The organism is Corynebacterium sp. AOP40-4SA-5, assembly GCF_052377355.1.
In the GTDB taxonomy this organism is placed as follows: domain Bacteria; phylum Actinomycetota; class Actinomycetes; order Mycobacteriales; family Mycobacteriaceae; genus Corynebacterium.
This window is the reverse complement of record NZ_JBQSWS010000023.1, coordinates 1-26,498: the sequence shown is the minus strand read 5'-3', so window position 1 is coordinate 26,498 and position 26,498 is coordinate 1. Positions and strand designations below refer to the sequence as shown.

27 protein-coding genes are annotated in these 26,498 nt (G+C 70.1%); 10 read left to right on the top strand and 17 right to left on the bottom strand.

The annotated features are described in order from the left end of the window. Position 1: 1 nt before the first annotated feature. Positions 2 to 1,147, bottom strand: coding sequence for an ABC transporter ATP-binding protein (locus ACT3S3_RS12585; RefSeq protein ID WP_441579009.1), 1,146 nt, complete (start codon positions 1,145 to 1,147; stop codon positions 2 to 4). Continuing rightward, complete coding sequence (locus ACT3S3_RS12580) at positions 1,144 to 1,785, bottom strand: ABC transporter permease (protein ID WP_444626861.1); 642 nt, start codon at positions 1,783 to 1,785, stop codon at positions 1,144 to 1,146. The genes ACT3S3_RS12585 and ACT3S3_RS12580 overlap by 4 nt, the downstream gene beginning before the upstream one ends. Before the next feature lie 282 nt (positions 1,786 to 2,067). Here ACT3S3_RS12580 and nhaA point away from each other — a divergent pair, with 282 nt between their 5' ends. Continuing rightward, a complete protein-coding gene (gene nhaA, locus ACT3S3_RS12575) occupies positions 2,068 to 3,897 on the top strand; it encodes a Na+/H+ antiporter NhaA (RefSeq protein ID WP_441588331.1) in 1,830 nt (609 codons plus the stop codon). Between the two features lie 64 nt (positions 3,898 to 3,961). Then, on the top strand, positions 3,962 to 5,047 hold the full coding sequence (locus ACT3S3_RS12570) for an isocitrate/isopropylmalate dehydrogenase family protein (protein WP_301442685.1): 1,086 nt from the start codon (positions 3,962 to 3,964) through the stop codon (positions 5,045 to 5,047). A gap of 6 nt (positions 5,048 to 5,053) precedes the next feature. Here the strand turns inward: ACT3S3_RS12570 and ACT3S3_RS12565 are convergent, their stop codons facing one another. The 3 genes from ACT3S3_RS12565 to ACT3S3_RS12555 form a co-directional block, all read right to left on the bottom strand. Next, positions 5,054 to 5,905 (bottom strand): GntR family transcriptional regulator, encoded by an 852-nt coding sequence (locus ACT3S3_RS12565; RefSeq protein WP_441579348.1) that lies wholly within the window; start codon positions 5,903 to 5,905, stop codon positions 5,054 to 5,056. Then, positions 5,905 to 6,681: a histidine phosphatase family protein gene (locus ACT3S3_RS12560; protein ID WP_301442683.1), complete on the bottom strand. Its 777-nt coding sequence runs from the start codon at positions 6,679 to 6,681 to the stop codon at positions 5,905 to 5,907. Before ACT3S3_RS12560 ends, ACT3S3_RS12565 begins: the two co-directional genes overlap by 1 nt. A gap of 151 nt (positions 6,682 to 6,832) precedes the next feature. After that, positions 6,833 to 8,446, bottom strand: a complete 1,614-nt coding sequence (locus ACT3S3_RS12555; protein WP_441579347.1) for an AMP-binding protein — start codon at positions 8,444 to 8,446, stop codon at positions 6,833 to 6,835. Positions 8,447 to 8,666: 220 nt separating this feature from the next. Here ACT3S3_RS12555 and ACT3S3_RS12550 point away from each other — a divergent pair, with 220 nt between their 5' ends. After that, a complete protein-coding gene (locus ACT3S3_RS12550; RefSeq protein WP_301442681.1) occupies positions 8,667 to 9,170 on the top strand; it encodes a hypothetical protein in 504 nt (167 codons plus the stop codon). Here ACT3S3_RS12550 and ACT3S3_RS12545 read toward each other — a convergent pair. Beyond that, positions 9,151 to 10,191, bottom strand: a complete 1,041-nt coding sequence (locus tag ACT3S3_RS12545) for a nucleoside hydrolase (protein ID WP_444626859.1) — start codon at positions 10,189 to 10,191, stop codon at positions 9,151 to 9,153. The genes ACT3S3_RS12550 and ACT3S3_RS12545 overlap by 20 nt on opposite strands. Next, on the bottom strand, positions 10,155 to 10,961 hold the full coding sequence (locus tag ACT3S3_RS12540) for a hypothetical protein (RefSeq protein WP_444626858.1): 807 nt from the start codon (positions 10,959 to 10,961) through the stop codon (positions 10,155 to 10,157). The genes ACT3S3_RS12545 and ACT3S3_RS12540 overlap by 37 nt, the downstream gene beginning before the upstream one ends. Positions 10,962 to 11,049: 88 nt before the next feature. Here ACT3S3_RS12540 and ACT3S3_RS12535 point away from each other — a divergent pair, with 88 nt between their 5' ends. Then, positions 11,050 to 12,060, top strand: coding sequence for a zinc-dependent alcohol dehydrogenase family protein (locus ACT3S3_RS12535; RefSeq protein WP_441579345.1), 1,011 nt, complete (start codon positions 11,050 to 11,052; stop codon positions 12,058 to 12,060). 142 nt (positions 12,061 to 12,202) lie between these two features. Here ACT3S3_RS12535 and ACT3S3_RS12530 read toward each other — a convergent pair whose 3' ends face one another. Genes ACT3S3_RS12530 through ACT3S3_RS12520 form a run of 3 tightly spaced genes read right to left on the bottom strand, consistent with a single transcriptional unit; the run spans position 12,203 to position 14,432 of the window. Beyond that, positions 12,203 to 12,601, bottom strand: a complete 399-nt coding sequence (locus ACT3S3_RS12530) for an MGMT family protein (RefSeq protein WP_444626856.1) — start codon at positions 12,599 to 12,601, stop codon at positions 12,203 to 12,205. Beyond that, entirely contained in the window at positions 12,601 to 13,146 is a 546-nt protein-coding gene (locus tag ACT3S3_RS12525; RefSeq protein ID WP_441579343.1) for a GNAT family N-acetyltransferase, read from the bottom strand. The genes ACT3S3_RS12530 and ACT3S3_RS12525 overlap by 1 nt, the downstream gene beginning before the upstream one ends. Further along, complete coding sequence (locus ACT3S3_RS12520) at positions 13,146 to 14,432, bottom strand: adenylosuccinate synthase (RefSeq protein WP_444615100.1); 1,287 nt, start codon at positions 14,430 to 14,432, stop codon at positions 13,146 to 13,148. The genes ACT3S3_RS12525 and ACT3S3_RS12520 overlap by 1 nt, the downstream gene beginning before the upstream one ends. Before the next feature lie 82 nt (positions 14,433 to 14,514). Here ACT3S3_RS12520 and ACT3S3_RS12515 point away from each other — a divergent pair, with 82 nt between their 5' ends. Next, positions 14,515 to 15,420 (top strand): hypothetical protein, encoded by a 906-nt coding sequence (locus tag ACT3S3_RS12515; protein WP_441579341.1) that lies wholly within the window; start codon positions 14,515 to 14,517, stop codon positions 15,418 to 15,420. 16 nt (positions 15,421 to 15,436) lie between these two features. On the opposite strand, the gene ACT3S3_RS12510 is transcribed toward ACT3S3_RS12515, so the two are convergent. Continuing rightward, complete coding sequence (locus ACT3S3_RS12510) at positions 15,437 to 15,913, bottom strand: GNAT family N-acetyltransferase (RefSeq protein ID WP_301443125.1); 477 nt, start codon at positions 15,911 to 15,913, stop codon at positions 15,437 to 15,439. A 71-nt stretch (positions 15,914 to 15,984) separates the two neighbouring features. Beyond that, positions 15,985 to 17,232 carry an FUSC family protein gene (locus ACT3S3_RS12505; RefSeq protein WP_301443124.1) on the bottom strand — a complete coding sequence of 416 codons (1,248 nt, stop codon included), beginning with the start codon at positions 17,230 to 17,232 and terminating at the stop codon, positions 15,985 to 15,987. 94 nt (positions 17,233 to 17,326) lie between these two features. Between ACT3S3_RS12505 and ACT3S3_RS12500 the strand changes: the two genes are divergently transcribed. Further along, a complete protein-coding gene (locus tag ACT3S3_RS12500) occupies positions 17,327 to 17,914 on the top strand; it encodes a TetR/AcrR family transcriptional regulator (RefSeq protein ID WP_441579340.1) in 588 nt (195 codons plus the stop codon). Continuing rightward, on the top strand, positions 17,911 to 19,458 hold the full coding sequence (locus ACT3S3_RS12495; RefSeq protein WP_441579339.1) for an MFS transporter: 1,548 nt from the start codon (positions 17,911 to 17,913) through the stop codon (positions 19,456 to 19,458). The genes ACT3S3_RS12500 and ACT3S3_RS12495 overlap by 4 nt, the downstream gene beginning before the upstream one ends. A 13-nt stretch (positions 19,459 to 19,471) precedes the next feature. On the opposite strand, the gene ACT3S3_RS12490 is transcribed toward ACT3S3_RS12495, so the two are convergent. After that, positions 19,472 to 19,846 carry a hypothetical protein gene (locus tag ACT3S3_RS12490; RefSeq protein ID WP_441579338.1) on the bottom strand — a complete coding sequence of 125 codons (375 nt, stop codon included), beginning with the start codon at positions 19,844 to 19,846 and terminating at the stop codon, positions 19,472 to 19,474. A 274-nt stretch (positions 19,847 to 20,120) separates the two neighbouring features. On the opposite strand from ACT3S3_RS12490, the gene ACT3S3_RS12485 reads away from it, so the two are divergent. After that, complete coding sequence (locus ACT3S3_RS12485; RefSeq protein ID WP_444615098.1) at positions 20,121 to 20,861, top strand: DUF1345 domain-containing protein; 741 nt, start codon at positions 20,121 to 20,123, stop codon at positions 20,859 to 20,861. A gap of 38 nt (positions 20,862 to 20,899) precedes the next feature. Further along, entirely contained in the window at positions 20,900 to 21,904 is a 1,005-nt protein-coding gene (locus ACT3S3_RS12480) for an alpha/beta hydrolase (protein WP_441579336.1), read from the top strand. Between the two features lie 31 nt (positions 21,905 to 21,935). Here the strand turns inward: ACT3S3_RS12480 and ACT3S3_RS12475 are convergent, their stop codons facing one another. The 4 genes from ACT3S3_RS12475 to ACT3S3_RS12460 all read right to left on the bottom strand — a co-directional run bounded on the left by ACT3S3_RS12475 (position 21,936) and on the right by ACT3S3_RS12460 (position 25,729). Then, the gene (locus tag ACT3S3_RS12475; protein ID WP_441579335.1) at positions 21,936 to 22,838 is read right to left on the bottom strand and encodes an endonuclease/exonuclease/phosphatase family protein; all 903 of its coding nucleotides are present in this window, start codon (positions 22,836 to 22,838) and stop codon (positions 21,936 to 21,938) included. Between the two features lie 96 nt (positions 22,839 to 22,934). Beyond that, a complete protein-coding gene (locus tag ACT3S3_RS12470) occupies positions 22,935 to 23,405 on the bottom strand; it encodes a DUF3151 domain-containing protein (RefSeq protein ID WP_301444168.1) in 471 nt (156 codons plus the stop codon). Next, positions 23,405 to 24,442 carry a class II fructose-bisphosphate aldolase gene (gene fbaA, locus ACT3S3_RS12465; RefSeq protein WP_441579334.1) on the bottom strand — a complete coding sequence of 346 codons (1,038 nt, stop codon included), beginning with the start codon at positions 24,440 to 24,442 and terminating at the stop codon, positions 23,405 to 23,407. The genes ACT3S3_RS12470 and fbaA overlap by 1 nt, the downstream gene beginning before the upstream one ends. Positions 24,443 to 24,568: 126 nt before the next feature. Next, positions 24,569 to 25,729 (bottom strand): glycoside hydrolase family 76 protein, encoded by a 1,161-nt coding sequence (locus ACT3S3_RS12460; RefSeq protein ID WP_444626853.1) that lies wholly within the window; start codon positions 25,727 to 25,729, stop codon positions 24,569 to 24,571. 56 nt (positions 25,730 to 25,785) lie between these two features. Between ACT3S3_RS12460 and ACT3S3_RS12455 the strand changes: the two genes are divergently transcribed. Continuing rightward, positions 25,786 to 26,400: a DUF1707 SHOCT-like domain-containing protein gene (locus ACT3S3_RS12455; RefSeq protein ID WP_441579333.1), complete on the top strand. Its 615-nt coding sequence runs from the start codon at positions 25,786 to 25,788 to the stop codon at positions 26,398 to 26,400. Positions 26,401 to 26,498: the final 98 nt, after the last annotated feature.

The following is a 26,498-nucleotide window of genomic DNA, read 5'->3' as shown; positions in this document are numbered from 1 at the left end:
GTCACCCCACCCCGTCCGAGTTGAGCTTGCGGGTGTAGTCGGTCACGCTCTCGTAGAAGATCACGCCGACGTAGCGGCCACGTTCGGTGACCATCGCACCGCCGTGGCTGGAGACCAGCATCGAGTCCAGGGCGTCGTTCACCGTGGAGCGCCGCTCCACGGTGGTCTCCAGGTCGATGCCCGGACGCGGGACGGTGCCGGCGCCCTGCAGGGCGCGCAGCCAGACCCAGTCGTGGGGACGTCCCCGGTCGTCGAGGATGATCACGCTGTCCTCGCCCGCGGCGTGCACCCGCTCGACGACCGACGCGGCGTCCTCCCCGATGGTGCAGGTCGGGAACTCGTCGAAGCCCACGTCGTCCACCCGCAGCAGCGAGAGCTGCTTGAGCTTGGAGCCGGAGCCGACGAAGTCGGCGACGTAGTCGTCCGCCGGGTTGCCGAGGATCTGGTCCGGGGTGTCGTACTGGGCGATGCGGGCGTGCTCCTTGAGCACGAGGATACGGTCGCCGAGCTTCACCGCCTCGTCGATGTCGTGGGTGACGCACACGATGGTCTTGTGCAGCTCGGCCTGCAGGCTGATCATCTCGTCCTGCAGCCGTTGCCGGGTGATCGGGTCCACCGCGCCGAAGGGCTCGTCCATCAGCAGGACGGGCGGGTCGGCGGCGAGACCGCGGGCCACGCCGACGCGCTGCTGCTGCCCGCCGGAGAGCTCCCGGGGGAAGCGGGCGCGGTAGACCGACGGGTCGAGGCCGACGAGGTCGAGCAGTTCGTCGACCCGGGCGGTGATGCGTTTCTTCTCCCACTTGAGTAGCCCGGGGACCAGTCCGATGTTCTGCGCGACGGTCATGTGCGGCAGCAGGCCACCGCCCTGGATCACGTAGCCGACGTTGCGACGCAGCTCGGTGGGGTTCTTCTTCGTGACGTCCTCGCCGCCGATGCTGATCACCCCGTCCGAGGGCTCGATCAGCCGGTTGATCATCTTCAACGAGGTCGTCTTCCCGCAGCCGGACGGCCCGACGAACATGACGGTCTCGCCCGCGGGGATCGTGAGGTTCAGGTCCTCCACCGCGGCGGCGTCCTGCCCGGGGTAGCGCTTGGTGATGCCGGAGAGTTCGATCTCGGCGCCGGAGTTCTGTCGGTCGTTCGTCATGCGCGGATCCCCTTCGAGGTCGTGAGTCGGCCCAGCAGGACGAGGACGGCGTCCAGGATCAGCGCGACGATCACCACGCCGATCGTCCCCACCAGGGTGTAGTACAGAGCGTTGGCGCTGCCGATCAGGCTCAGACCGGTGAAGTTGTACCCGCCGAGCCCGGGGCCCAGCGCGTAGGCGGCGATCGCCGCGACACCCATCGACATCTGCGCGGAGACCCGCACGCCGGTGAGGATCACCGGCCACGCCAGCGGGAGCCGCACCCGCAGGAAAATCGCGGGGGAATTCATCCCCTGACCGCGGGCGGCCTCGATGAGTTCCGCCGGGACACTCTGCAACCCGACAATCGCATTACGCAGAATCGGGAGGGTGGCGAAGAAAACCACGATGAAGACCGAGGGAAGCGTGCCGATTCCCACCAACGGAATCACCAGGCCGAGCAGGGCCAACGACGGAATCGTCAACCCGATGGCCGAAAGCGCGTTCGCGACCGGGGTCAGACCACGGTAGTTCGTCACGACGACGGCGATGACCAGTGCAATCACGGTGGCGAGGATGATCGCCTGCACGACCAGACTCGCATGCTGGTAGGAGCGGAACAGAATGTCGGTCCACCGTGAGGAAATGAATTCATTCACTGGGTCACGTCGCTTCGTCGTCGGTATGGGATTTTCAGTAGCCTTGAGTGGTGTACGTCACAGACGAACAACGATAGGCCAGCGCACAACCCCGTGCAACCCGGCGCATTTCCCCGATCGGCCCGTCCCGGCGAAATTCACCGCGCTAATGCCGGAAAACCCCGGCTCATGACCGGCGTCGCAGACCCGATCACGGGAGCGCCGCGCGGCGTAGGATTCTCCCCGCCCGCCTGCCGCGGGGCCGATCACGACCATCCCCCCCCGGAGAAGGAGACGACCGCCGTGCCCGAGTACCCCCGGAACCTGCGCCGAAAGGTCCGCGTCCGCCGCGCACTCAACAACAAGACCTACGCGGCCTTCGCCCTCGTCGCCGCGACCGTCGCCGCGTTGGTCTGGGCCAACGTCGGCACCAGCTACGACACCGTGTGGGGCACGGAGGTGGGGTTCACCGTCGGGAACTTCTCCTTCAACCTCGAGTTCAGTGACTGGGTCGACGAGGGCCTCATGGCCTTCTTCTTCCTCATGGTCGGACTCGACGTCCGCCGTGAACTCACCCTCGGCGAACTGCGCACGCGGGAGCGGGCGATCCTCCCCGTCGTCGCCGCGGTCGGCGGGCTGATCGTGCCGGCCCTGATCTTCCTGGCCGTCACCCACGGCGAGGACTACTCGTCAGCCTGGGGGTCGGTGATCTCCACCGACACCGCCTTCGCCCTCGGCATGCTGGCCCTGATCGGGCCGCGCAATGCGCCGCGCCTGCGGATCTTCCTGCTGGCCCTGGCCGTGGTGGACGACATCGGCGCACTGTCGGTCATCGCCGTGTTCTACACCGACGAGCTGAACGTGGGGGCGTTGCTGCTGGGCCTCCTGGGCCTGGTCGGCATCTGGTTCCTGCAGCGCGCGCACATCTGGCGGGTCCTGCCCTACGCCGTGCTCGGCGTGTACACCTGGGCGTGCTTCTTCACCGGCGGCGTGCACGCCACGTTGGCCGGTGTGCTGATCGCCCTGCTGCTCCCGGTCTACCCTCCGCGCCGGTCGGACATGGCGATGGCGTCCACGGCGTTCCACCTTTTCCGGCAGGCGCCGCAGCCCGACATCGCCCGCAACGTCCGCTCGGTGGTCGCCTACACCGTGCCGCTGAACCAGCGGTTGTCGGACGTCCTGCCGCCGTACGTGAACTTCCTGGTGGTGCCGCTGTTCGCGCTGGCCAACGCGGGCGTGGCGCTGAGTTCGGACGCCTTGGGAGACGCCTTCACCTCGAAGCTGACCTGGGGCGTGGTGCTCGGCCTCGTCGTCGGCAAGGCCGTCGGCATCACCGTGGCGTCCTTCCTCGTCCTGCGGTTCATCCCGTCGGCCAGGCTGCCCGGTCTCGACCTGCCCCGCATCGCCGGCGCCGGTGTGCTCTCGGGCATGGGCTTCACCATCTCGCTGCTGGTCGTGGGCCTGGCGATCCCCGACGAGACGCACGCCGACCAGGCGCGCGTGGGCGTGCTGCTGGCGTCCGCCATCGCACTGCTCCTCGCCTGGGTGGTGTTCCGCCTCGGCGACCGCGCCCGGCCGCTGCCGGTGCCCGCCGGCACCTCGCTCACCAGGGCGGTCTCGCCGGAGGGCGACCACGTGCGTGGCCCGAAGGACGCCCCGGCGAGCATCGTCGTCTACGCCGCGATGAACCTCACCTACCGGCACGACACCGCCGACGCGCTGCTCGACGTGCACCGCAAGTACGGTGACGAGCTCCAGCTCGTGCTGCGTCACCACACGACGTCGGACGCGTCGCTGACCGCGGCGCTCGCGCTCGAGGCGGCCGGGGCGCAGGGACGTTTCTGGGACATGCACGACGAACTGACCAAGGTCCGTGGCGAGATCGACAACGACGCCGTGCGGGAGTCTGCCACGACCATCGGTCTGGACGTGGAGGAGTTCGAGGAGAGGATCTCCCGCCAGGTCGACGTGAGCCGGGTCGACGACGACAACCTCGACCTGGAGGACGCCGACGTGGGCTCCGAACCGGTCGTGTACGTCAACGGTTCACGCTTCGACGGCCCGCTGAACGGCCTCGCCCTGGCTGTGCAGGTACGGAAGGTGCTGGACGGGAAGGCAGTGCCCTCACGGTAGTGACCGCGGGGAACGGAACCCGCCGCCGCTCCGTTTGGTTTTTCACTCATGTAAAGTACCAACCATGAGAATCCTGACACTCCCGGGCGACGGCATCGGCCCGGAGATCACCACCGCCACCCTCGACGTCCTGCACCACCTCGACACCACCCGCGACCTGGGCCTGCAGGTCGAGCAGGACACCGTCGGCCTGGCCTCCCTCGCCGCCGAGGGCACCACCCTGCCGCCCCGCGTCCTCGAGCGCGTCCCGCAGGTCGACGGCGTGATCCTCGGCCCGGTGTCCCACTACGACTACCCGCCGGCGTCCGAGGGCGGCGTCAACCCCTCCGGGGCCCTGCGCACCACCTTCGACCTCTACTCCAACCTGCGGCCGTGCCGCACCCGCCCCGGCCTGGCGCAGCTGTCCGTGCTGCGCGACCCGATGGACCTGGTGATCGTGCGGGAGAACACCGAGGGCTTCTACGCCGACCGCAACATGGCCGCCGGCGGCGGCGAGTTCATGCCCGACGAGGACTCCGCCTTCAGCCTGCGCAAGATCACCGCCCACGCCAGCCGTCAGGTCGCCCGCGCCGCCTTCGACCTGGCCCGCACCCGCCGCGGCAAGGTCACCGCGGTGCACAAGGCCAACGTCCTGAAACTCACCGACGGCCTGTTCCTGCGCGAGGTCCGCGCGGTCGCCGCCGACTACCCGGACGTGGAGCTGGAGGAGCTGATCGTCGACGCCGCGGCCGCGCACCTCATCCGCCGCCCGCAGGAGTTCGATGTGCTGGTCACCACCAACATGTTCGGCGACATCCTGTCCGACGAGGCCTCGGAGCTCTCCGGCAGCCTCGGCCTCGCCGGCTCGTTGAACGTGGGCGCGGACATCGCCGTCGCCCAGGCGCAGCACGGCTCCGCCCCCGACATCCAGGACCGCGGCATCGCCAACCCCACCTCCCTGATCCTGTCGGCTGCGATGCTGCTCGACTGGTACGGGAACAAGAAGCACCGGCCGGCGTTGAGCGCCGCGGCCGCCGAACTCACCACCGCCGTCGACGCCGTCCTCGACGACCCCGCCACCCGCACCGGTGACCTCGGCGGAACGCTGGGCACCGCGGAGTTCGCCGCGGCGGTCACCGCACAGCTGGGCGACCGGCCCAACGACCGGTAGACGTCCCTACCTCCCCTTCTCCTCCGCGACCCCGCCGAGATGCTCACCGAGCAGGGCGGACGCCTCGGAGAGGCGTCCGTCCAGCACCAGGTCGGCGATCGCGACGTGCTCGGCGCAGCGCACCTGCGCGCGCGCCGGACGCAGCGTCCTGCGGTACTCCTGCAGGCGGCGCAGCCGGTTGACCCGCGCCACCGAGTCCACGAGGAAGGGGTTGTGCGCGCCGGCGACGAGCACCTCGTGGAAGCGGGAGTTCAGGTCGAACAGCTCCGGTACGCTCACCTGCGCCGCACGCCCGTCGGCCAGGGCGACCTGCTCGGCGCGGCGCGCCGTGAGTTCGGCGACGTCCACCCGGTAGCCGGGCTCCAGCAAGGCGGCGGGCTCCACGATCAGCCGGAAGCGGTGGCTCTGCCGGTAGGCGTCCGACGAGGTCAGCACCTCGCGGAAGCGCCACCCGTAGCCCGGCGCGGGTTCGGCCCACCCCTCGGACGCGATGCGGCGCAGCACCTGCTGCAGCTGCCCGGCGCCCAGGCCGTAGCGTCGCATCAGCGCGTTCTCGGTCACCTGCTCGCCCAGCTCCCCGTCGAGCCGGTCGCCGGCGATCGCGAGGTAGGCGGCCTCCTCCGGCCCCGCGTCCTGCCCGGCGGGCGGAAGCTGCGCGAGGACGTGGCCGCGGCCGTCGCGTCGCACCGTCCCGGCCTCCACGAGCAGCGCCAGCGCGGCACGCACCGGCGTGCGCGACACCCCCAGTTGCCCGGCCAGGTTGCGCTCCACCAGGCGGGTGCCCTCCACGGCACCGTTGCGCCGCAGGTCGTCGACGATACGGGTACTCAGCTGCTCGGCGAGCGGTGTCGCGTCCACTACAGCAGCGTGAGTTCCGGACGGGCGCCGGTGGCGTCGGTGCGGTCCAGGTGCGCGTACTCGTTGAACGACACCAGCTCCGCCCCCACGTAACCCGCCCGCGGGTCCCGCGGCTCGTCGGTGACCTTGATCACCGTCACCGAGGCGTTGTACACCCGCCCCATCAGCGGCGGGACGACCTGACGCGACAGGCCTGACACCGCCGCGGTGCAGGTGGCGATCACCCCGGCGGACGTGGCGACCACCGCACCACCGTCCTGGCGTGCGGATGCTGCGGCGCGGGTCAGTCCGCTGAGCACCGTGGCCCGGAACTGGCGGAAGCTCTCCCCGCCGACCCACTCCCCGATCGCGCCGGCGAGCACCTCGCGCATCACCGGGGCGGCGTCCGGTGCGTCCTCATCGTGCCCCGTCGCCGCCTTCAACCGCGCGGCGGTCTCCGGGTTGCGACGCAGCCACGGCACGACGACGGAGTCGGAGTCGAGCTCCTTCCACGCTGTGTCGGTGACAGGTTCGGCGGCCGGTTCGGTACCGTCCAGCGCCCGGGCGACGGCGGCGGCCGTGTCGTGCTGGCGGTGCAGCGGGCCGCAGATCACCGGCAAGCGTGGGCCACCGTCGAGACGACGGGCCAGGGCCTCGCCCACCGTCGCCGCCTGGCGTCGTCCCAGGTCGGTCAGCCCGTCGTACCGGCTCTGCACCGAGCGTTCGTCACCGGCACCGCCGTAACCGGACATCCCTGCGCCGGCCTGGCCGTGACGCACGAGGTAGATCAGTGCCATCGTTCGCTCCTGTCCCCGGCGGGCGGACCGCCGTCGGCATCTGCGCCACTGCCGGTTGAACAGTGGTTCACTGAGTTTTTCCCCAGGTTATACGATGCTGCGTTCACGAACGGGCCCGAGTCCCGCACCGTGTGCCGGAGCGGGGACGCCGCTACCCGCTGACCGGCACCCCGCGCAGGTCCTTGCGCAGGATCTTGCCGGTGCCGGACTTCGGGATCTCGTCGACGACCTCCACCATGCGGATCTTCTTGTACGGGGCGACCTGCTCGGCGACCCACGCGATCAAGGCGTCCTTGTCCACCGTGACCGGCTCCCCGTCGTGCACCTGGGCGACGACGAAGGCGCGCGGCAGCTCCTCGCCGTCCTCCTCACGGATGAAACCGACGACCGCGGCGTCGGCGACGTCCTCGTGCGTCATCAGCAACGCCTCGAGCTCCGCCGGGGCGACCTGGTAGCCCTTGTACTTGATCAGTTCCTTGGCCCGGTCGACCACGTACACGTTGCCCTCGTGGTCGTACTCCACCACGTCACCGGTGCGCAGCCAGCCGTCGCCGACGAGGGTGTTCTGTGTGGCCTCCTCGTTGTCGAGGTAGCCGAGCATGATCTGCGGGCCACGGACCCACATCTCACCGGAGTCGGACTTCTCGCCCGCGTTGCCGGGCGGCAGGATCTCGCCGAGGGCCTCGTCGGTGAGGTCCACGACCTTGCACTCGGTGTTCGCCACCGGCAGGCCGATGGACTCCAACGGGGTGGTGCCACGGATGCCGGTGTGGGTCACCGGGGAGGTCTCGGTCATCCCGTAGCCCTGCACCACCGTGACGCTGAGACGCTCCTGCACCGCCGCGGCGAGCGCGTGGTCCAGGGCGGCCGCGCCGGAGAGCAGGGTCTTGAGCTTGTCCAGGTCGTAGTCGTCGACCAGCGGGTGCTTCGCCAGCACCACGGCGATCGGCGGGGCCACGAAGGAGAAGTCGATGCCGTGCGCCTGGTGCAGCTCCAGGAAGGTCTTCAGGTCGAACGAGGGCATGGTCACCAGGTGCGCCCGGTTGGCCAGCGTGGTGTTGAGCACCGTGTTCATCCCGTAGATGTGGAAGAACGGCAGCACGGCCATCACCGAGGAGTTGCGGTCCTGCCCGTTCTCGGTGAGCTGCGGCAGGGTCTGCAGGATGTTGGCCACGAGGTTGGTGTGGCTCAGCCGCACGCCCTTGGGCACACCGGTGGTGCCCGAGGAGAACGGCAGGACGGCCACGTGGGACGCCGGGTCGATCGTCACCTCCGGGGCCGGGTGGCCCTGCTGCAGCATCGCCGCCAGGCCCTGCGTGCCGTCGGTGAGGTCGACGATCGCTTCGTCCGACAGCCCTGCCTTTCGGGCGCCGTCGGCGCCGTTGGGGCCGAGCATCTCGACGGTGAACAGCAGGGACGCCCCGGCGATGGTGACCTGCTTGGCCACGTCCTCGGCGGTGTTCAGCGAACCGACGGTGGTCACCGTCGCCCCGGCGCGCAGGATGCCGTGGAAGGCCACGACGAAGGCGTGGGTGTTCGGGCAGTGCAGGGCGACGACGTCTCCCACCCCCACCCCGCGGGCGGCCAGCGCCCCGGCGAAGAGGTCGACCTGCTGGCGCAGCTCACCGTAGCTCACGGTTACGCCGGTGGCGGAGTCCGTGACGGCCGGACGCTCCTCGTCGCCGGGTGCGAGGGTCCCGAAGACCTGGTCGTAGACGCTGATGTCGGGCACGTCGATGCGGGGGTAGGGACTCGCGACTGGCACGGTGGCTCTCCTGGTCTCTCGGCTCTCGCGTCGGCTCCCGGGACCACCGTGCGGTGGCCACGGTCACACTGTTGTGCTTTGAGGATCAAACTACCGTCCGAGGTCCCCCTCCCGCAGCGTATTCGGCCCACCCAGGACCTGCTCGGCGATGACATCCGTCAGTCGCATCCCTGACAGGTGGCCCTACCTGGGGGAAGTCACCGCCAGCAGAATCGGGGGCATGATTTCCGACACCATCGCAGACCTCTTCCAACGCTTCGCGGAGTACGCCGCCTCGGTGGAGCCCTGGCAGCAGTTCCTCGTGATCCTGCTCGCCGGTGCAGTGCCCTTCATCGAGTCCTACCTGGGCAGTTTCCTCGGCGTGGCCCTGGGGATCGAACCGTCGGCCGCCGTCGTCGCCACCGCTGTGCTGGGCAACGTACTCTCCACCTTCGCCCTGATCGCCCTGGCCGCCCGTGCCCGCCGTGCCACCACCTCGAGGCGCGGTGGCGAAAAGACAACGAGCAACCGCCAGCGGAAGATCGCCCGCTACGTCGAGAAACTCGGCGTGCCCGGCGTCTCCCTGCTGGGGCCGATCATCCTGGCCAGCCAGATCACCGGCCCCACGCTGGTGGCCCTGGGCGCGGACAAGCGGGCCGTCTACCTGTTCCAGGGCGTCGCGATCATCGCCTGGGGCGTGCTCTTCGGGTTCTTCGGCGACCTCGTCATCTCCTGGTACCTGTGACCGTGAGCGCAGAGGCGAACCGGGCGGACACCTCGTCCGGGTCCAGTCCGGTGAGGACGCGGGCATTCGCCGGACGTCCCCAGTACGGTCCCACCGCCGTGTCTTCTGTGCCCGCCGCGCCGCCGTCCATCCAGTCGGCGACGGTCGTGCCGCGCAGCAGCGCCGACTCCGCCTCCACGGCGACCGTCGCCGCCCGGAAGTCCGCCCCGACCTCCCCCAGCATCACCATCGCCGCGGCCAGGTCGTGGATCTGCGCGAGGTAGCCGACACCCACCGACTCGTGGAACTCGAAGTAGAACCGCAGTGCGTCGCGCAGCAGGTCCGGCAGCTCACCGGCAAACCCGGCAAGCATCGCCTCCAGACGCTCCGGGGTCAACAGCACCTGCTCGGTCACGTTCAACGGGCAGATCACCGGCGGCACCGCCCCCTCCGGCCAGTTCTCCAGCGCGAAGGACAACGCGTGCGGGTCGACCCACGAGTTCCACTCCGCCGTGGGAGTCGTATTACCCGGGTAGGTGAACGCCCCGCACATCAGCGTCACCTGCGTGCCACGCAGCACCTCCGGGGCGTGCTCCACCGCATAGGCCAGGTTCGTCGCCGGCCCCGCCACCAGCAGGTGGTCCGGGGCGGCACGCCGCCACGCCGCCACCGCCGTCGCAGCGTCCGACGCGTCCGGCACGTTCAGCACATGCGGCGTCCAGTACCCCAACCCCTCCGGGCCGTGCGTCTCCGGCGTGGTCGTCAGCGGCAGCACCCGCGGCGCCTGCGCGCCCGCCACGACCGGCACGTCCGACGCCCCGGCGACCCGCAGCACTTCGAGCGAGTTCCGCGCCGCCAGCGCCGCGGTGGTGTTGCCCGCCGACGTCGTGACCTGCAGATCAATGGCACCCGACCGATGCTTCGAGGCCAACCACACCAGCGCCAACGCGTCGTCGATACCGGTGTCCACGTCGGCGACGACCCGCGTCGGGGCGTCCCGCGCACTCACCGCTGCACCGTCTCCGCCGTGGCGTCGTCCCACCCGAGGGAGAGGAAGGACGCGTCGCCGTCGGCGAACGCCGCGACGTCCTGCACCACCGACGCCAGGTCCCCGGCGTGCCGCCGGAAGTGAGACCGCCGCGTCCGGTACTCCACCACCCAGCCGTTGCCCAGGCGGGCGGCCTGCACGAAGGTGACGTGCCCGACCGCGGACGCCTCCAACGCCGACTTCCCGCCGGCCAACCCCGACTCCACGACCACGTAGGGGATGCCGTCGTCGGAACGCTCCCGCCGGTCGGCGTCCGCGGCGAGCGTGGCGTGCACGCTGCCGGCGTCCACGTGCAACGTCACCGTGCCCACCGACGAGCGCATCCGCAGCCCACGGTCCACCCCGGTCGGGTTCACCCAGATCTGCTCCATGTCGTCGACCATGCACAACCCCAGTTCACAGGCCTTGTCCTGGAGCACGGGGCCCGTGGTCGCCGCCTCGGAGAACGGCAGCACCACGTGCAGCACGTCGTTCGCCGGCACCACCGGGTACTCCAGCACCGTGAAGGAGTCGACCCCGGCGACCCCCACGCCGCCGAAGTCGCAGTGCTCGTCCACCCACGCCGCCAGGGCCGCCACCGACCGCGGCGCAGGACGCCCCGGGTGCGGGTCCCCACCACCGCGGCGGAACGCCTCCGGGTGGGTGGTGGCGCTCATGTCGTCGCCGAGTTCCTCGTGGATCCTGTGCGCCTCGGCGACGAGATCCTCGTCGGGACGGTAGCTGTCACCTGCACAAGGACGGAAGAAGAGGAAGCCGAGGGTCATGCCGACCCATTCTATGGTGATGCGTATCACCGCCGTAAGCATTGGGGTGGTGAACCACCCCCGCCACCGCAGACTAGACTGCCACCCCATGAGAGCAGCAGTCGCCGACCGCCCGGGACCGCTCGACGAGGTCGTCACCGTGGACACCGTCGCCGGGCCCGGCCCGCCCGGCCCCACCGAGCTGACCATCCGGATGACCGCCACCACCGTCAACCCGTCCGACGCCGTGACGGTCTCCGGGGCGTACGCCTCACGCACCACCTTCCCGATGGTCCCCGGTTTCGAGGGCGTCGGCGTCGTCGAGGCCGTGGGGCGCGACGTACCTTCCCACCTGCGGGACCTCGTCGGACGCCGCGTCCTGCCGCTGGGTGGGCCCGGCTGCTGGCAGCAACGCCGCTCCGTGGAGCACTCCTGGTGCGTGCCGGTGCCGGAGGACCTGTCCGACCGCACCGCCTGCTTCTCCTACATCAACCCGCTGACCGCCTCCATGCTGGTGACACGACACTGCGCGGGAGCCTCCTCCGTACTGGTCACCGCAGCGACATCCGCCATCGCCGGGCACCTGGCCGAGCTGCTGACCGAGTGGACGTCGCTGCGCCCGGTCGGACTGGTGCGCGGCACACCGGGCAGCACCGTCGCCGACCCCGAACGGTGGTCCGGCCTGGTCAGCACCGCCGAGCCCGACTGGCGCACGCAGCTACGGTCGCGGTTCGGGACGTCCGGCGGGCCGGACGTGATCCTCGACTGCATCGGCGGGTCTCTCGGCACCGACCTGGTCGACGCCCTGGCCCCCGGAGGCACCCTGGTGCTCTACGGACTGCTCTCCGGTGAACCGCTGCCCATGGACTGCTTCGACGGACGACGCGGAACCCGCGTGGAGATGCTCCGCCTACGCGACACCGTGCACTCCCATCCGCGCCACCTCCTCCCCGAGCTGTTCACCCCGGTCTTCGACCTGCAGCGACGCGGCCTGCTGCACACCCCCGTCTCCGTGGAGACCGGGCTGGACGGACTGCCCGGGGTGCTGGGGGGCGGTGGTGTTGGCGGTGGCGGCAGTGGTTTCGGGCGCGGCAAGATCCTCATCGACCCGTGGGCCTGACCAGCCGTGAAGCTGCTGCACCAGCCCCCATGTCATCTGACTCATGCCCCAGGTCAAGAATCGGCTGTTTCCTGACCTGGGGCATGAGTCAGGTGACATCGCCGAGCCAATACAAGTCAGGGTGACGTCAGTACGGAGTCAATCAGCGCGAGGGAGACGAGGAGAGGCGTTCGGCGATCTCCTCGGCGTCGAGGCACTGGCTGGTGGGGATGAGCAGGCTGTCGCCGTCGTGGGTGAAGGACACCGCGCGTCGGGCCAGACCGGCCGAGCGGGAGTCAGGGCCCTCCCCCATCTCCGGGACCACGAAGTGCTTGGCCTTGCCGCGTCCACCGCGCACCGTGCCCACCGGGATCACCGGGGCGGCCAGGTCCCAGCCGAAATCTCCTCCGGCGAGCACGCGTGCCACCGCGCGGGCACCTCGGGGCAGTCCGAGCGCCGTGGCGATCTCCCCGTAGCCGGTGACCTCACCGTCCTCGATGAGGGCGAGGACCTCCCCGACCTGAGTATGCAGGTCACCCAGATCGCCCACCTGAGCAGCCACTACGAGGACAGGCGTCGGCGGTAGAACACCGAACGCGAGGTCCGGTCGGGGTACACGCGCGGGGCGTCCTCCTCGTGCATCCGCTCGGCGCCGTTCTTCTCCATCGAGCGGCAGGAACGCAGGTTCTCCACGTCCGCACGGAACCACACCTCACGCACCCCTGCCTCGCCGAGGACGCGGTACATCGCGGACTTGAGGTCGCGGTTCGCCGCGCCACCGCGTCCCCGGGCATCCGGCATGACCCAGGTGTAGCCGAGCATCACCGAGCCGGCGTCCTCGTCGGTGTTGTACACGGTGGTGCAGGCCAGCGGCCGGTCAGCAGGCTGCTCACCGGACCACAACGCGTAGGTGCGCTTGGCGGGGTCCGCGATGAACTCGGCCAACGGGAAGGGTCGCACGGTGAAGAAGTGGAAGGTCTCCGCGCGCTGGCCTTCCGGCAACGCGGCCTCGATCGCCGCGGCGTCCTGCGCGGTCACCAGACGCATCTCGCGGCCGTCGCCGGCGGTGAAACGCTCCGGGATCGACGGCCACACGCGGGACCCCATCAGGCCAGGACGTCGTTGATCACGATGGTCTCGTCGCGACCCGGGCCGACACCCACGTAGGAGATCCGGCAGCCGGAGAGCTCCTCGAGCCGGTTGAGGTAGTCCTGCGCCTTGGCGGGCAGGTCGGCGAAGGTGCGGGCGCCGGAGATGTCCTCGTCCCAGGCGGGCATGGTCTCGTAGATCGGCGTGGCGTGGTGCACGTCGGTCTGGCTCATCGGCATCTCGTCGTGGCGCACACCGTCGACGTCGTAGGCCACGCAGATCGGGATCTCACCGATGCCGGTGAGCACGTCGAGCTTGGTGACGAACAGGTCGGTGAAGCCGTTGACCCGGGAGGCGTAACGGGCGATGACGGAGTCGTACCAGCCGCAGCGGCGCTTACGGCCGGTGTTCACGCCGATCTCACCGCCGGTGGTCTGCAGGTACTCGCCCCACTTGTCGAAGAGCTCGGTGGGGAACGGGCCGGCACCCACACGGGTGGTGTAGGCCTTGATGATGCCCAGGGAGCTGGTGATGCGCGTCGGGCCGATGCCCGAGCCCACGCACGCGCCGCCGGCGGTGGGGTTCGACGAGGTGACGAAGGGGTACGTGCCGTGGTCGACGTCGAGCATCGTGGCCTGGCCGCCCTCCATGAGCACGGACTTGCCCTCGTCGAGCGCCTGGTTGAGCTCCAGCTCGGCGTCGATGAGCATCGGGGTCAGACGCTCGGCGTAGCTGAGGAAGTAGTCCACGATCTCGTCGGCGTCGATGGCCTTGCGGTTGTACAGCTTCACCAGCATCTGGTTCTTCTGGCTCAGCGCCCCCTCGACCTTCTGCCGCAGGATGGACTCGTCGAGCAGGTCCTGGGCGCGGATGCCGATGCGCGAGACCTTGTCAGCGTAGGACGGCCCGATGCCACGGCCGGTGGTGCCGATGGCGCGCTTGCCGAGGAAGCGCTCGGAGACCTTGTCCAGCACCTGGTGGTAGGGCGCGACGAGCTGGGCGTTGGCGCTGACACGCAGGCGGGAGGCGTCGGCACCGCGGGCGACGAGTCCGTCGATCTCCTCGAACAGGGCCTCGAGGTTCACCACGCAGCCGTTGCCGATCACGGGCACGGCGTTCTCGCTGAGCACCCCGGCGGGCAGGAGCTTGAGCTCGTACTTCTCCCCTCCGACGACGACGGTGTGGCCGGCGTTGTTGCCGCCGTTGGGCTTGACCACGTAGTCGACCCGGCCGCCGAGGATGTCGGTGGCCTTGCCCTTACCTTCGTCGCCCCACTGCGCTCCGACCACGATGATTGCTGTCATGAGACCTGCCGTCGCTTTCCGTTCCGGTTTATCTTGTGTTGACCAACTGAACAGTGTAGCCGGTCACGTACCCTTGGTCACCATGACGACCGTTGTGCTCGCGTGCGGACCCCGCGCCGCCGATCTCGTCGGCGCGGTGGTCGCCGACGCCGTCACCCTGCCCGACGTGCCGGGACGCCGCGACCTGCGTCTGCTCGACGACCTCGCCGCCGCGCACCTGCCGGTGGACGACACGCCGGGGCTCGACGAGATCGCCGCCGCGCCGGACGTCCCCCACCAGGGGGCACCGCAGTTCGCCCCGCAGCGTCCGGACCGTCCGGTGCGCGTCGTGGTGGTCGGGTCGGACGCGGCGCTCGCCGCGGTGGTCACCCGGCTGATGCGCATCGACGCGATGTGGATCGCGGTCGGGTTCGTGCCGGTGGGCACGTCGGTGGTGGCGCAGAACTGGCAGCTGGGTACAGGGGACACACGAGGGGACGCGCCGGCGGACAATGGTCCGACGGTGGCGGCGTTGAACTTCGCGATGACCGCGTCGGTGCGCCCCACCGCGGTGGTGCGCGACGACTCCGGCATCGTCACCCTGGGCTCGGCGGAGATCTTCCGCGCCGGTGAGGAGATGGTCGGCGAGATCATCGTGGACTCGCAGACCCTGTTCGCCAACACCGGCTCACGGCGCTGGGACGGCCGGGCCGGCGCGTTCGGCGCCCGACTGGTGCCCACGGTGGACGCCCCGGGGCTGGCCGCCACGCGCCTGCTCACCCCGTCGGTGTGGGACGACGCGGCGGCCGCGGTCACGCCGCGGCGTCGCCTGTTCCGCCGTCCGGCGGACCTCGGCGAGGTCGACCCGGACGCGGTGCTGTCCGGGCGTGCACTGCAGGCCGGGGGCGTGGAGCTCACGGTGGTGCGCGACGGGGTTGCGCACCCGCGGACCACGTCGAAGGTGACGTTCTACCGGCACCTGCGCGACGGTCAGTTCGTCCGGCGCTGATTTCCGGCGCTGATTCTCAGGCGGGACGCACCATCGACAGGTGCGGGATGCCGCCCTCGTCGTACTCCTCGCCGTAGACCTCGAAGCCGTGCTTGGCGTAGAGGCCGGTGATGTAGGTCTGGGCGTGCAGCACGATCGGCTCACCGGAGTGCAGCTCCACCGCCCGGGCGACCAGCTGGCCGGACAGGCCACGGCCGCGGAAGCGCGGGTCGGTCGCCACCCTTCCGAGCACCCGGCGCACCACGGCGGTGCCGGGGACGTCCCACAGGGCGGGCACGGCGAGGGTACGCAGGTAGGACACGACCTCGCGGCCGTTGCTGATGAAGATGTGCAGGGTGCCGTCGTCCAGGTCACGCCAGTCGAGCTCCTCGTCCTCGACCTTCTGCTCGCGCAGGAAGACCTCGGAGCGCAGGCGGGCGATCGCGTAGACCTCGGTGGTGTCCAGGTCGGCCCACCTTTTGACGGTGATGTCGGACAGCGCGGTTGTTGCCATACCCACACTGTATCCGAGGAACGCGGCGCACCGTCCGGCACAGGTCCAGCTCTGTGCCGGCACAGTTGCGCTCAGTCCCCCGGCGCGCCCTCGGGGCCCTCGCCCCACACCTCCGGCGGGAAGCGCGGGTCGTCCACGGTGGGGCGCAGCACGGACATCGCCGACTCCCGGGACATGCCGCAGATCTGCAGGGAGTCCACGATGATCGAGCGGCACTGGGCGAGCACCACCGTGCCGGACAGGCTCGATCCGTCGGCGACGCTCAGGTCGGCGCGTCCGGCCAGCACCTGCAGGCGGCGGGTGATCTCGGGGATCTCGACCATCTCCTGGCGGGTGCCGCGGGTGCCGCCGGAGGCGTAGACGGTGCCGAGGTGGCCGAGGGCGTCGGAGAGGTCGCGGAGCAGGCGTGCCATCTCCGGGTCCGGCACCACGCCGTCGCCGACCATGATCTCGGCACGTCGGGCGAGCACGCGCGAGTTGCGCATCACGTTGTCGACCGGGGTGAGGATGCGGTTCATCGAGCGGGTGTATCTTCGCGCCGACCAGTACAACGGCGAGATGTTGACCACCTCGTCGCCGCCGCCGACGGAGGTCATCAGCTCGTTGACCCCGGCCTGGGTGCTGCGGGCGGTGACCAGGGCCTCCTCGATGAGGTCCACGTCGCGTTCCTCGATGCCCTGGGCCACGTCGTCGAGCACCAGGGCGGCCTTGCTGATCAGGTGGGCGACCTCGCGGCGGGCCGTGCGTAGCGGGCTGTTGGGGATCACGGCGACGACGACCAGGCCCACGAGCCCGCCGATCAGGGCGTCGACCATGCGCTCCCAGCCGGCCTGGTCGCCCGGCGGGATGAGCGTGGCGACCAGCACCGCGGAGCTGGCGGCCTGGTTCGCCACGAGCACGCCCTTGTCCACGAAGACGGCGAGCAGCATGGCCACGAAGACGGCCACGGTGATCTGCCAGGCACCCTCCCCGATCTGGGATATCACCAGGTCACCGATGCCGATGCCGACGGACACGCCGAGCACGATCTCCAGGCCGCGGCGGGCGCGTTTGCCTCCGTAGGCGCCGAGGCTGATGACCGCGGCGATGGGGGCGAAGAAGGGTTGTTCGTGGCCGATGATGTTGTGGGCGATGAAGAAGGCCAGCCCGGCGGAGACGGCGCACTGCAGGGCGAAGACGGAGCTGCCGCGCATGCGGTTGACGCGTTCGACGACGGCGAAGCGGCGCAGCGACTCCGCCGCGGCCTTCACCCCGGCGCGCGCCCGGGCCCGGGGGCGTTCGCGTGCCCGCCTCTCACGTTGCTTCCGGCTGTCCGTCATGGGGTCCATTGTGGCACGCGTCGCTGGCGGTTCACCCCCACGTGATGTACACATGTACATGTACATCTGTACATCAACAGGAAGGCCCCGAACCGTGCCCACACCAGGCAAACGCGACCCCGCCGGACGCCGCGCGGCGATCCTCGACGCCGCCGCCGAACTCATCTGCGACGCCGGGGCGTCCTGCCTGACCCACCGCGCCGTCGCCGCCCGCGCGCACGTCGCCGTGGGCTCCACCACCCAGTACTTCGCCTCCATCGACGACCTGCGCGACGAGGCGCTGCAGGCCCTCGCCGACGAGAACGACGAGGCCCTGGCCGAGGTCGCCGGGATCCTCGAGACCCTCGACGACTCCGGAGCGGTGGAGGAGACCATCGCCCGCTGCGCCGGGATCCTGCACGACTTCCTCGCGGACCCCCGCCGGGTCCACGCCAGCCTCGCCATGACCAGCACCGCGATGACCGACCCCTCGCTGCGCACCCTCGCCCTGCAGTGGTCCGACCAGCTCACCGACCTTCTCGCAGGACGCTTCGGACGCCCGCGCGCCGCGGCCGCCGTCGCCTACGTCGACGGGCTGACCGTGCACGCCGCCCTGCACGACGGGGCAACCGACACCTCGTCCATCACCGCCGTACTCACCGCCCTGCTCGCCATGCCCGACACCCAGGAGCCCACCCCGTGACCGCACCGTCCTCCCCGCCGGCACCGTCCCACCCCTCGGACGGCATGTCGCGCACAGCCCGCTGGGCGGCCACCGCCGTGCTCACCGCCAGCCTGCTGGTGATCACCATGGACATGACCATCCTCAACATCGCCCTGCCGGAGATGGCCGCCGAACTGCAGCCGACCTCCACCCAGCAGCTGTGGATCGTGGACGTCTACTCCCTCGTCCTGGCCGGACTGCTGGTGTCCTGGTCGGCGGTGGCCGACCGCTGGGGACGCAAGAAGATGCTGATGCTCGGCTACAGCTTCTTCATCATCGCCTCCCTGCTCGTCGTCGTCGCCGACAGTGCCGGGCAGATCATCGCGATCCGCGCCTTCCTCGGCGTCGGCGGCGCGATGATCATGCCGCAGACCCTGTCGATGATCCGCGTGATCTTCACCGACCTCAAGGAACGCGCCACCGCCCTGAGCATCTGGGCCGCGGTCTCCGGCCTCGGTGCCGCCTTCGGCCCGCTGGTCGGTGGCGTCCTGCTCGAACACTTCAGCTGGCACGCCGCCTTCCTGGTCAACGTCCCGCTGATGGGCATCGCCATCGTGGCCGGTTACTTCCTGCTGCCCGAGTCCACCGTGGCCAACCCCGGACGCTGGGACGTCTTCGCGGCGGTGCAGTCCATGGTCGGCATGGTGCTGCTGGTGTGGTCGGTCAAGGAGTTCGGCAAGGAGGCGTCCTTCGCCGTGCCCGGCGCGCTGGCCGCCTTCGCCGCCGCGGTCGCGATCCTCGCTTGGTTCACCGTGCGCTGCCTGCGCAGCGACTCCCCGCTGCTGGAGCTGCGCCTGTTCCGCAACAGGGCCTTCACCGCCGGCATCATCGCCGCGCTGGGCTCCACCTTCGCGATGATCGCCGCCCTGCTGCTGCTCGCCCAGTGGATGCAGCTGGTCGACGGCGACTCACCGATCCAGACCGGCGTGAAACTCATCCCCGTCGCCGTGGCCGCGGCACTGTCGTCCATCGCCGCTCCCCCGCTGAGCCGACGCCTCGGCTCACGCGCCGTGCTCGCCGGCGGACTGGTCCTCGCCGGGGTCGGGCTGCTCTACGTCGGCGTGGCCCCCGGCGAGGTCACCTACGCCACGATCCTGGTGGCGATGCTCTTCGTCGGTGCCGGGGTCGGGTCACTGGCCATCGCCTCGGCGATGATCATGGGTGGCTCACCGGAGGAGAAGTCGGGCAACGCCGGGGCGCTGGAGGAGGCGTCCTACGAGCTGGGCGCGGTCCTGGGCATCACGGTGCTCGGCAGCGTCTCGGCGCTGGTGTTCCGCGACCACCTGACCTCCCTGGCCGCCGGGCTCGGCCTGCCGTCCGCCCTGGTCGACCCGGCCGGGGAGTCGCTGGGCGCGGCGATGCACATCGCCGAGGAGGCGCAGTTGCCCTCACTGGCCACGAGTGCGGCCGAAGCCTTCACCGACTCCCTGCAGGTCGCCGGACTCATCGGCGGGGTGATCATGGTCGTGGTCGGTACCGCGGTCTTCCTGGTCACCCCGAAGGGCACGCAGGAGGCGCACTGACGCCACGCGCGGATCAGGCGGCGAGGGCCGCGACCCGCTGGTGCGATACCCCCAGGATGATCCCGATGTCGCGCAGCGAGTAGCCGTCCTGCCTCAGCCGGGAGACGACGGCCCGGTTCGCCCGCGCCGCATGCTCGTTGGCTTCATCCGCCTGCTGTCGCAGCGAGTCCGCGCGAGCCTTCAGTTCGCTTACCTCACCGGGCAGAATGGGCTCGACGACGATGTCGACCTCCGAGGGGGCCAACCCTGACAGGTAGGAAATGGCCTCGCGCATCTCATCGGCGGCGTTCCCGAGCCGACGGGTCTGGGAGACCGCCCCGACCTCGGGGCACTCAAGCACCCACACCGGGCCCGTTCCGCGCTCCGCGGTCACCGTGAACGTGGTCATCGCCACCATCCCTTCCCGAGCTCCTTGATTACAGTAGTTCGTTTCAAACTATTGCCAACCCCCCATTGATAGTTAACGTCAACTCCTAGTTGACGCAACGGCGATATGCCGTTCCGGTTTAACTTCGGGGTTCTGTCGTCCCACCTTCGCACCGTGCGGCAATGAAGGTGACCCAAGCCCCCAGGGCCAGCATAAACAGTTTTCGCAGATCATGGAGTCCGCGGAAACTGCCAGCACCGCAACCCCGTGCCCGCGCCTGTCTACACTGGCGCGCATGGCCGCCGAGAAAACCTCACGCACCGGGCACCGGATCCGCAGCGACCTCTTCCGCGCCAACGTCAGCACCGCCCTCGCCCTGCTCACCGCGGCGGCAGGGGTCGGCATCGCCCTGCTGACCACCGGCACCGCGACGTCCGGCTGGACGATCGCCCCGCCGATCGTGTTCTTCCTGGTCTACTGGCTGTCCTTCACCGCCTACTACCTCTGGTGGACGCACCGCGTGTACGCACACGCCGACACGGCGGCCGTCCGCGACGTCGCCGCCCGGGACTCCCGCGCCCGGCGCAGCTGGACAGGAAAATTCTCCGGGCTCACCGGCCCGACGGACTGGACGGCGGCCGCGGCGACGATGGCGGTGGTCGTCACCGTGGCCATCGCCCTGTCCCCGGGTGCCCGGGAGGACCCGGTGGTCGTCCTGCTGGGCCTCGCCACGGTCGCCAGCTCGTGGGCGCTGATGGTCTACTCCTTCGCCCTGGACTACATGCAGGTCAGCGTCCTGCAGGAGCCGGACGAGCCGCCCCACGTGAAGTTCGACTTCCCCGAGGAACCCCGCTTCGCCGACTACCTGACCTTCTCGGTCATGGTCTCGACCATGGCCGTCGGCGCCCCGGCACGGGCCACGTCGCAGGCGATGTGGCGCAAGTTGCGCAGCCACGTCCTGCTGGCCTTCATCTTCAACACCGTGATCGTGGCGATGATGGTGTCGCTGCTCTTCGGCGGACTCACCGGAGGCTGACACCGCGCCGCGCCGCACCCGGTGGCAGAGTGGACACCATGACCACATCGCGTCCTGCATCGCGTCCTTCCCACCCGCCCTTCGACCAGGAACTCCTCCCCACCCTGGAGGTGATCCGCCAGATGACCCCGCCGCAGCTGGGTGTCGAGGACCTGCCCGCCATGCGCTCGCGGGACCGCACCGCACAGACCCTGGAGCACCTCCACGGACTGGGCCTGGTCACCCGCGAGATCACCGTGCCCGGCCACGACGGCGCCGAGCTCCCCGCCACGGTGGTCAGCCGGGCGGGACGCGGTGAGCGTGCGGCCGGTCCCGGGATCTACTTCCTCCACGGCGGTGGCATGGTCAGCGGACGGCGCCTGGACGCCGTGGAGTTCATGGCACCCTGGGTCCTGGAGCACGACGCCGTGCTGCTCACCCCCGACTACCGCCTCGCCCCCGAGCACCTGGCTCCGACCCCGGTCGAGGACGCCTACGCCGGGCTGGTGTGGATGCACGCCAACGCCGCGGAACTGGACGTGGACCCCGACCGCATCCTCGTCGGCGGTACCAGCGCCGGCGGCGGGCTCGCGGCCGGCACCGCCCTTCTCGCCCGTGACCGGCGGGGCCCGGACCTGCTCGGTCAGATCCTCATGAGCCCGATGCTCGACGACCGCGACTCCAGCACCTCGGCGTGTCAGATCGACGGGACGGGCGTCTGGGACCGCGGCGACAACAACTTCGGCTGGTCCTGCCTGCTCGGTGAGGCACGTGGGGGAGCCGACGTTCCCGCCCACTGTGCCCCGGCCCGGGCGGCGGAGCAGCCGGACGGTCTGGCCGGGCTGCCGCCGGCGTTCATCGACTGCGGGACCGCCGAGGTCTTCCGCGACGAGAACGTGGCCTACGCCTCCGCGCTGTGGGCCGCCGGTGTGCAGGCCGAACTGCACGTCTGGGCAGGCGCCTTCCACGGCTCGGCGATGATCGTGCCGGACGCCGCGGTCAGCCGGGACGCCCTGAAGGCACGCGACGCCTGGGTCGCCCGGCTCTTCGCCGCGCCGCGGTAGCAGGCCAGGACAGGTCAGGACGCTGCGAACGTCAGAACGTCACGTCCGCCCACACGCCACGGTGGTCGGTGCCGTCGACCTGCACGGTACCGCCGTCGGTACAGGTGGCGTCCCGCACGAGGATGTGGTCGATGCGCACCAGCGGGAACCGGTGGGGCCACGTCGGGGCGGTGAGCCCGCCACCGCAGTCCGTCAGCCCCGCGGTGTCGAGGAGGTCGCGGAACTCCGGGTGGGCGACGGTGGCGTTGAAGTCGCCCGCCAGCACCACCGGTGACTCCGAGCCGGCGAACTCCTCGCGCAGCGTCCCGAGGTCACGCGACCAGCCACCGATGAGGTCGCTGTACGCCGGCGGCCGGGTGTGCACGCCGACCACCTCGGTGCTCATCTGTCCGACGAGTTGCACGGACGGGGTCTGGTGGCCGGTCAGCCCCAGGTCGGCGGTGACGGTACCCGCCGACGTCGCGGCGTCCTGCCGGACGAGGACGGCAGTGCCGGACGCACCTCCGGTGTCGCGCACCGGCGCGGTGGCGACCAGCCCCGTGCCGCGTTCCACGGCGGCGACCTCGTCCGGCGCTGTCTCCGACAGGATCAGGACGTCCGGGTCCAGGCGGCGGGTCTGCGCCACGATCGAGGCGTCGTCCGCGCCGTTGAAATAGGTGTTCAGCGCCATCACACGCAGCGTATCCCCCGTGTCCCCCGTATTTCCCGACCCACCGGAACCTGCCTGCGTGGTCACCACGCCGACGGGCACCACCACGGCCACGGCGAGGGCCGCGGCGACCACCGGTGGCCAGGGCGAACGCCGACGCCACCCCAGCCAGCACACCACGAGCGTGCACAACACCGCGCCGGCCACGCCCACCATGAAGACCGCCTGCGCAGCCGGGACGAACCACGCCAGACGGTCGGGAAGCGCTGCGGTGATGCGCCACAACGGCGTCGACGCCCACGTCAGGCACCCGAGAAAGGCACAGACGAGGGCGACGACGGCAGCGACGGAGACGACGCGCAGGACGGGACGCAGCGGTGACTACTCCCCTGCGTTCCCGGCGGACATGGCGTCCGCGGCACCCGGGTCGCAGTCGTTGACGAGGTTGAGGCAGCGGATGTACTCGTCCTCCTCGCCGATCGCGCGGGCGGCGGTCGCGAGCATCATGATCGCGCGCAGCACGCCACGGTTCGGACCGTGCGACCACGGCACCGGGCCGGTGCCCCGCCAGCCGTTGGTGCGCAGGGCGTCCAACCCACGGTGGTAGCCGGTACGCGCGCAGGCGTAGGCGGTGACCCGCTCGGTGCCCGCACCCCCGTCGGCCCCCTGGGACAGGTGGTAGGCGGCCAACGCGGCCCACACGCCCGAGTCCTTCGGGTTCGCCACGGCGAGGGTCTCGAGCTCCTCGAGCGACTCCGAGCCGGTCACGGCGGTGGCGAGCTCGGCGGGCAGACGCACCTCCGGGTGCTCGGCACCGAAGAGGTCGCGTCCCTTACGGATCTGCTCCGCCATTACTTGGACACCGTGGTGCCGACGGAGTGCAGGTCGTTGCAGGCCTCGATGATGCGCTCGGTCATGGCGGCCTCGGCCTTCTTCATGAAGGAGCGGGGGTCGTAGACCTTCTTGTTGCCGACCTCGCCGTCGATCTTCAGCACGCCGTCGTAGTTGGAGAGCATGTGGCCGGCGATCGGGCGGGTGAAGGCGTACTGGGTGTCGGTGTCGACGTTCATCTTCACCACGCCGTAGCGCAGGGCCTCCTCGATCTTCTCCTTCTCGGAGCCGGAGCCGCCGTGGAAGACGAAGTCGAAGGGCTGTGCGTCCTCGGACAGGCCGAGCTTCTTCGCCGCGGTCTTCTGGCCCATGTCCAGGACCTCCGGACGCAGCTTCACGTTGCCGGGCTTGTACACGCCGTGCACGTTGCCGAAGGTGGCGGCCAGCAGGTAACGCTGCCCCTGGTCACCGGCGCCGATGGCGTCGACGGTCTTCTCGAAGTCCTCGGCGGTGGTGTACAGGTTGTCGCCGGCCTTGGCCTCGACACCGTCCTCCTCGCCGCCGACCACGCCGATCTCGATCTCCAGGATGATGTTCGCCGCGGCGCACTTGGGCAGCAGGTCCTTGGCGATCTCGAGGTTCTCGTCGATCGGCACGGCCGAGCCGTCCCACATGTGCGACTGGAACAGCGGGTTCTCGCCGGCCTCGACGCGCTTGCGGGAGATCTCCACCAGCGGGCGCACGTAGGTGTCGAGCTTCTCCTTCTGGCAGTGGTCGGTGTGCAGCGCGACGTTGATGCCGTAGTGCTTGGCGGCGTGGTGGGCGAAGTGCGCCAGGGCCTCGGCACCGGCGACCATGTTCTTCACGCCGAGCCCGGAACCGAACTCCGCGCCACCCGTGGAGAACTGGATGATGCCGTCCGACTCCGCGTCGGCGAAGCCCTTGAGGGCGGCGTTGATGGTCTCCGACGAGGTGCAGTTGATGGCCGGGTAGGCGAAGCCGCCCTCCTTGGCCTTGTCCAGCATGTCGCGGTAGACGGCGGGTGTTGCGATGGGCATGGGTGTTCCTCCGTGTGGGTTCGACGAGCGGGTCGGCGTTCTTCCCTCAAGTATGCCGTGCCCGGGCGAATCTGTCAGTTGCCCGGCCCCACCGGGCCGCGGCCCACACCGCCACCGCGGCGTCCGTCAGTAGCCGTCGTGGGTGACGGTGGCTGCCGCCTCCATGAGCATCCACCCCGAGAGCTGGACCGACAGGTCACGTTCCGGGATTTCCGCCGCCGCGGCGGACCCCGACAGGGCCGCCCCCATCAGTCCGCCCGCCTGCGGCAGCACCGCGTCCCCACCCCAGGATGCGGGGAACACCGGCAGCCCGTCGATCTCCAACCGGTAGCGCCACACCGACTCCGCCGAGCGCAGGACGATCCGGCGGGCGAGCCGCCGCGTCGCCGCGCTGGAGCGGTCGTCACCGGGCAGCGACGTGGCGACCAGGGCGAGGTAGCGCGCGAGGATCCCCTTGAACAGCCCGTTGTCGCCGCCGCGGGCCTTCCAGTCCAGCGACCAGTTCGGGGTGGTCATGTGCTGGGAGACGGCCTCGACCAGGCGGTGCACGCGGGTGAGCGCCTGGGTGCCGATCGGGTCGACGGCGTCCATGGCGATGCCTGCGGCGCGGCGTTGGGCGCGGGCGAGCTCCAGGTTCGCCCCGATCATCACGCCCTGGCAGTAGGCGTGGATCTCGGTGACGTTCTCCGGGCCGGAGAGCTTCATCTTGATGCCGTCCATCACCAGACCGTCGGTGTTGATCAGGTTGGCGTGGACCCAGTCGATGAGCTGCTCGGCGAGCTCGATGCGTCCGGTCCGGGCGGCGAGGATCGCGACGGGGCCGTTGGTGGGCACGTTGTAGAACGTCTCCCCCTCGCGCCACGGCATCACGCCGGTGAGGCTGTCGACGCCGTCGAGGATGTCGGCCTCCAGGGCGCTGCGGTAGCGGACCTTGCCGTAGCGCTCGAGGTTCTCCACACGCTCCAGCGCGAGGGCGAGCCACGCCTTGTCGTCGTAGTAGATGTTGCGGGTGAGCCGCCCGAAGTTGCGGATGCGCATGCCGCGGATGGTGCGGCGGATGAAGCTGAGGCGCAGCCGGGTGTTGCGGCGCTGCGCGGCGTCCACCTGGCAGTCGATGTAGTGGGCCTGCCACCAGTAGTGCCAGCGGTAGTACAGCTTGTCGCGCGTGGTCGGCGGCCAGGCGACGACGGCGAGGTTGGTTCGCGGCACGCCCCAGAGCCGCCCGCCGTGGCGCTCGGTGATGGCCTGCTCGGCGAGGTCGGCTCGGTGGTCCCAACGTTCCTGCATAACTCACATTGTGCCTGCACACCTTAGGGCTTCGCACGTATTGGTAGCCTGACCACATGAACAGTGCCGACGGTACGGACAGGTTGAGGCTCAGCGACAACGACCGGATCCACGCGATGAGCGTGCTGGGGGCGCACTTCGCCGACGGCCGGTTGGACGACTCCGAGTTCAACGAGCGTTCCGGCGCCGTGGCCGCCGCCCGTACCCTCGGGGAACTGCGTGGCCTGTTCGACGACCTGCCCGGTGGTCTGCCCTTCGACGCCGAGGGCACCGCTGTCGCGGTACCGGGGCAGGACGCGGCGCTGGATCCTGCCACCGAGACGGGTCTCGCCGCGCGCGACCCGGAGGCCGCGGAGGTGGAGAGCCTGCGTAAGCGGGGGAACCTGGTGCAGAGCATCGACGGGGCGATCCTGGGCGTGACCCTGGTGACCTTCCTGCTGCTGCAATTCGTGTTCGACGTCAGCAACGCGTGGATCGTGTGGCCGTCGTTGATCGTGACGCTGTCGGTGCCGCGCATGCTGCTGAAGTACTCCGACGAGGACGAGGAGCTCTTCGAGGAGATCAAGGAGGCCGACCAGGAGACGCGCAAGGACCGGCTGCGCCGCGCCGCGGAGCGGATGCAGGAGCTGGAGTCGCGAGATCGGGGCCGGGAGCGCGACGACAGGGACTGACGGGGACTGACGGGGACTGACGGGGGCGGACACGCCACCCCAACAGCAGTGTCAGACAAATCCTTGAAGGATATAAGCGTTTATGTAAGTATATCTTT

What these genes read in the sequence shown, in the direction of transcription:
- ACT3S3_RS12585 (WP_441579009.1), bottom strand. Translation starts at nt 1,147, where the DNA reads ATGACGAACGACCGACAGAACTCCGGCGCCGAGATCGAACTCTCCGGC.
- ACT3S3_RS12570 (WP_301442685.1), top strand. Translation starts at nt 3,962, where the DNA reads ATGAGAATCCTGACACTCCCGGGCGACGGCATCGGCCCGGAGATCACC.
- ACT3S3_RS12560 (WP_301442683.1), bottom strand. Translation starts at nt 6,681, where the DNA reads ATGGCACTGATCTACCTCGTGCGTCACGGCCAGGCCGGCGCAGGGATG.
- ACT3S3_RS12550 (WP_301442681.1), top strand. Translation starts at nt 8,667, where the DNA reads ATGATTTCCGACACCATCGCAGACCTCTTCCAACGCTTCGCGGAGTAC.
- ACT3S3_RS12540 (WP_444626858.1), bottom strand. Translation starts at nt 10,961, where the DNA reads ATGACCCTCGGCTTCCTCTTCTTCCGTCCTTGTGCAGGTGACAGCTAC.
- ACT3S3_RS12535 (WP_441579345.1), top strand. Translation starts at nt 11,050, where the DNA reads ATGAGAGCAGCAGTCGCCGACCGCCCGGGACCGCTCGACGAGGTCGTC.
- ACT3S3_RS12525 (WP_441579343.1), bottom strand. Translation starts at nt 13,146, where the DNA reads ATGGGGTCCCGCGTGTGGCCGTCGATCCCGGAGCGTTTCACCGCCGGC.
- ACT3S3_RS12520 (WP_444615100.1), bottom strand. Translation starts at nt 14,432, where the DNA reads ATGACAGCAATCATCGTGGTCGGAGCGCAGTGGGGCGACGAAGGTAAG.
- ACT3S3_RS12515 (WP_441579341.1), top strand. Translation starts at nt 14,515, where the DNA reads ATGACGACCGTTGTGCTCGCGTGCGGACCCCGCGCCGCCGATCTCGTC.
- ACT3S3_RS12510 (WP_301443125.1), bottom strand. Translation starts at nt 15,913, where the DNA reads ATGGCAACAACCGCGCTGTCCGACATCACCGTCAAAAGGTGGGCCGAC.
- ACT3S3_RS12505 (WP_301443124.1), bottom strand. Translation starts at nt 17,232, where the DNA reads ATGACGGACAGCCGGAAGCAACGTGAGAGGCGGGCACGCGAACGCCCC.
- ACT3S3_RS12490 (WP_441579338.1), bottom strand. Translation starts at nt 19,846, where the DNA reads ATGACCACGTTCACGGTGACCGCGGAGCGCGGAACGGGCCCGGTGTGG.
- ACT3S3_RS12485 (WP_444615098.1), top strand. Translation starts at nt 20,121, where the DNA reads ATGGCCGCCGAGAAAACCTCACGCACCGGGCACCGGATCCGCAGCGAC.
- ACT3S3_RS12480 (WP_441579336.1), top strand. Translation starts at nt 20,900, where the DNA reads ATGACCACATCGCGTCCTGCATCGCGTCCTTCCCACCCGCCCTTCGAC.
- ACT3S3_RS12470 (WP_301444168.1), bottom strand. Translation starts at nt 23,405, where the DNA reads ATGGCGGAGCAGATCCGTAAGGGACGCGACCTCTTCGGTGCCGAGCAC.
- fbaA (WP_441579334.1), bottom strand. Translation starts at nt 24,442, where the DNA reads ATGCCCATCGCAACACCCGCCGTCTACCGCGACATGCTGGACAAGGCC.
- ACT3S3_RS12460 (WP_444626853.1), bottom strand. Translation starts at nt 25,729, where the DNA reads ATGCAGGAACGTTGGGACCACCGAGCCGACCTCGCCGAGCAGGCCATC.
- ACT3S3_RS12455 (WP_441579333.1), top strand. Translation starts at nt 25,786, where the DNA reads ATGAACAGTGCCGACGGTACGGACAGGTTGAGGCTCAGCGACAACGAC.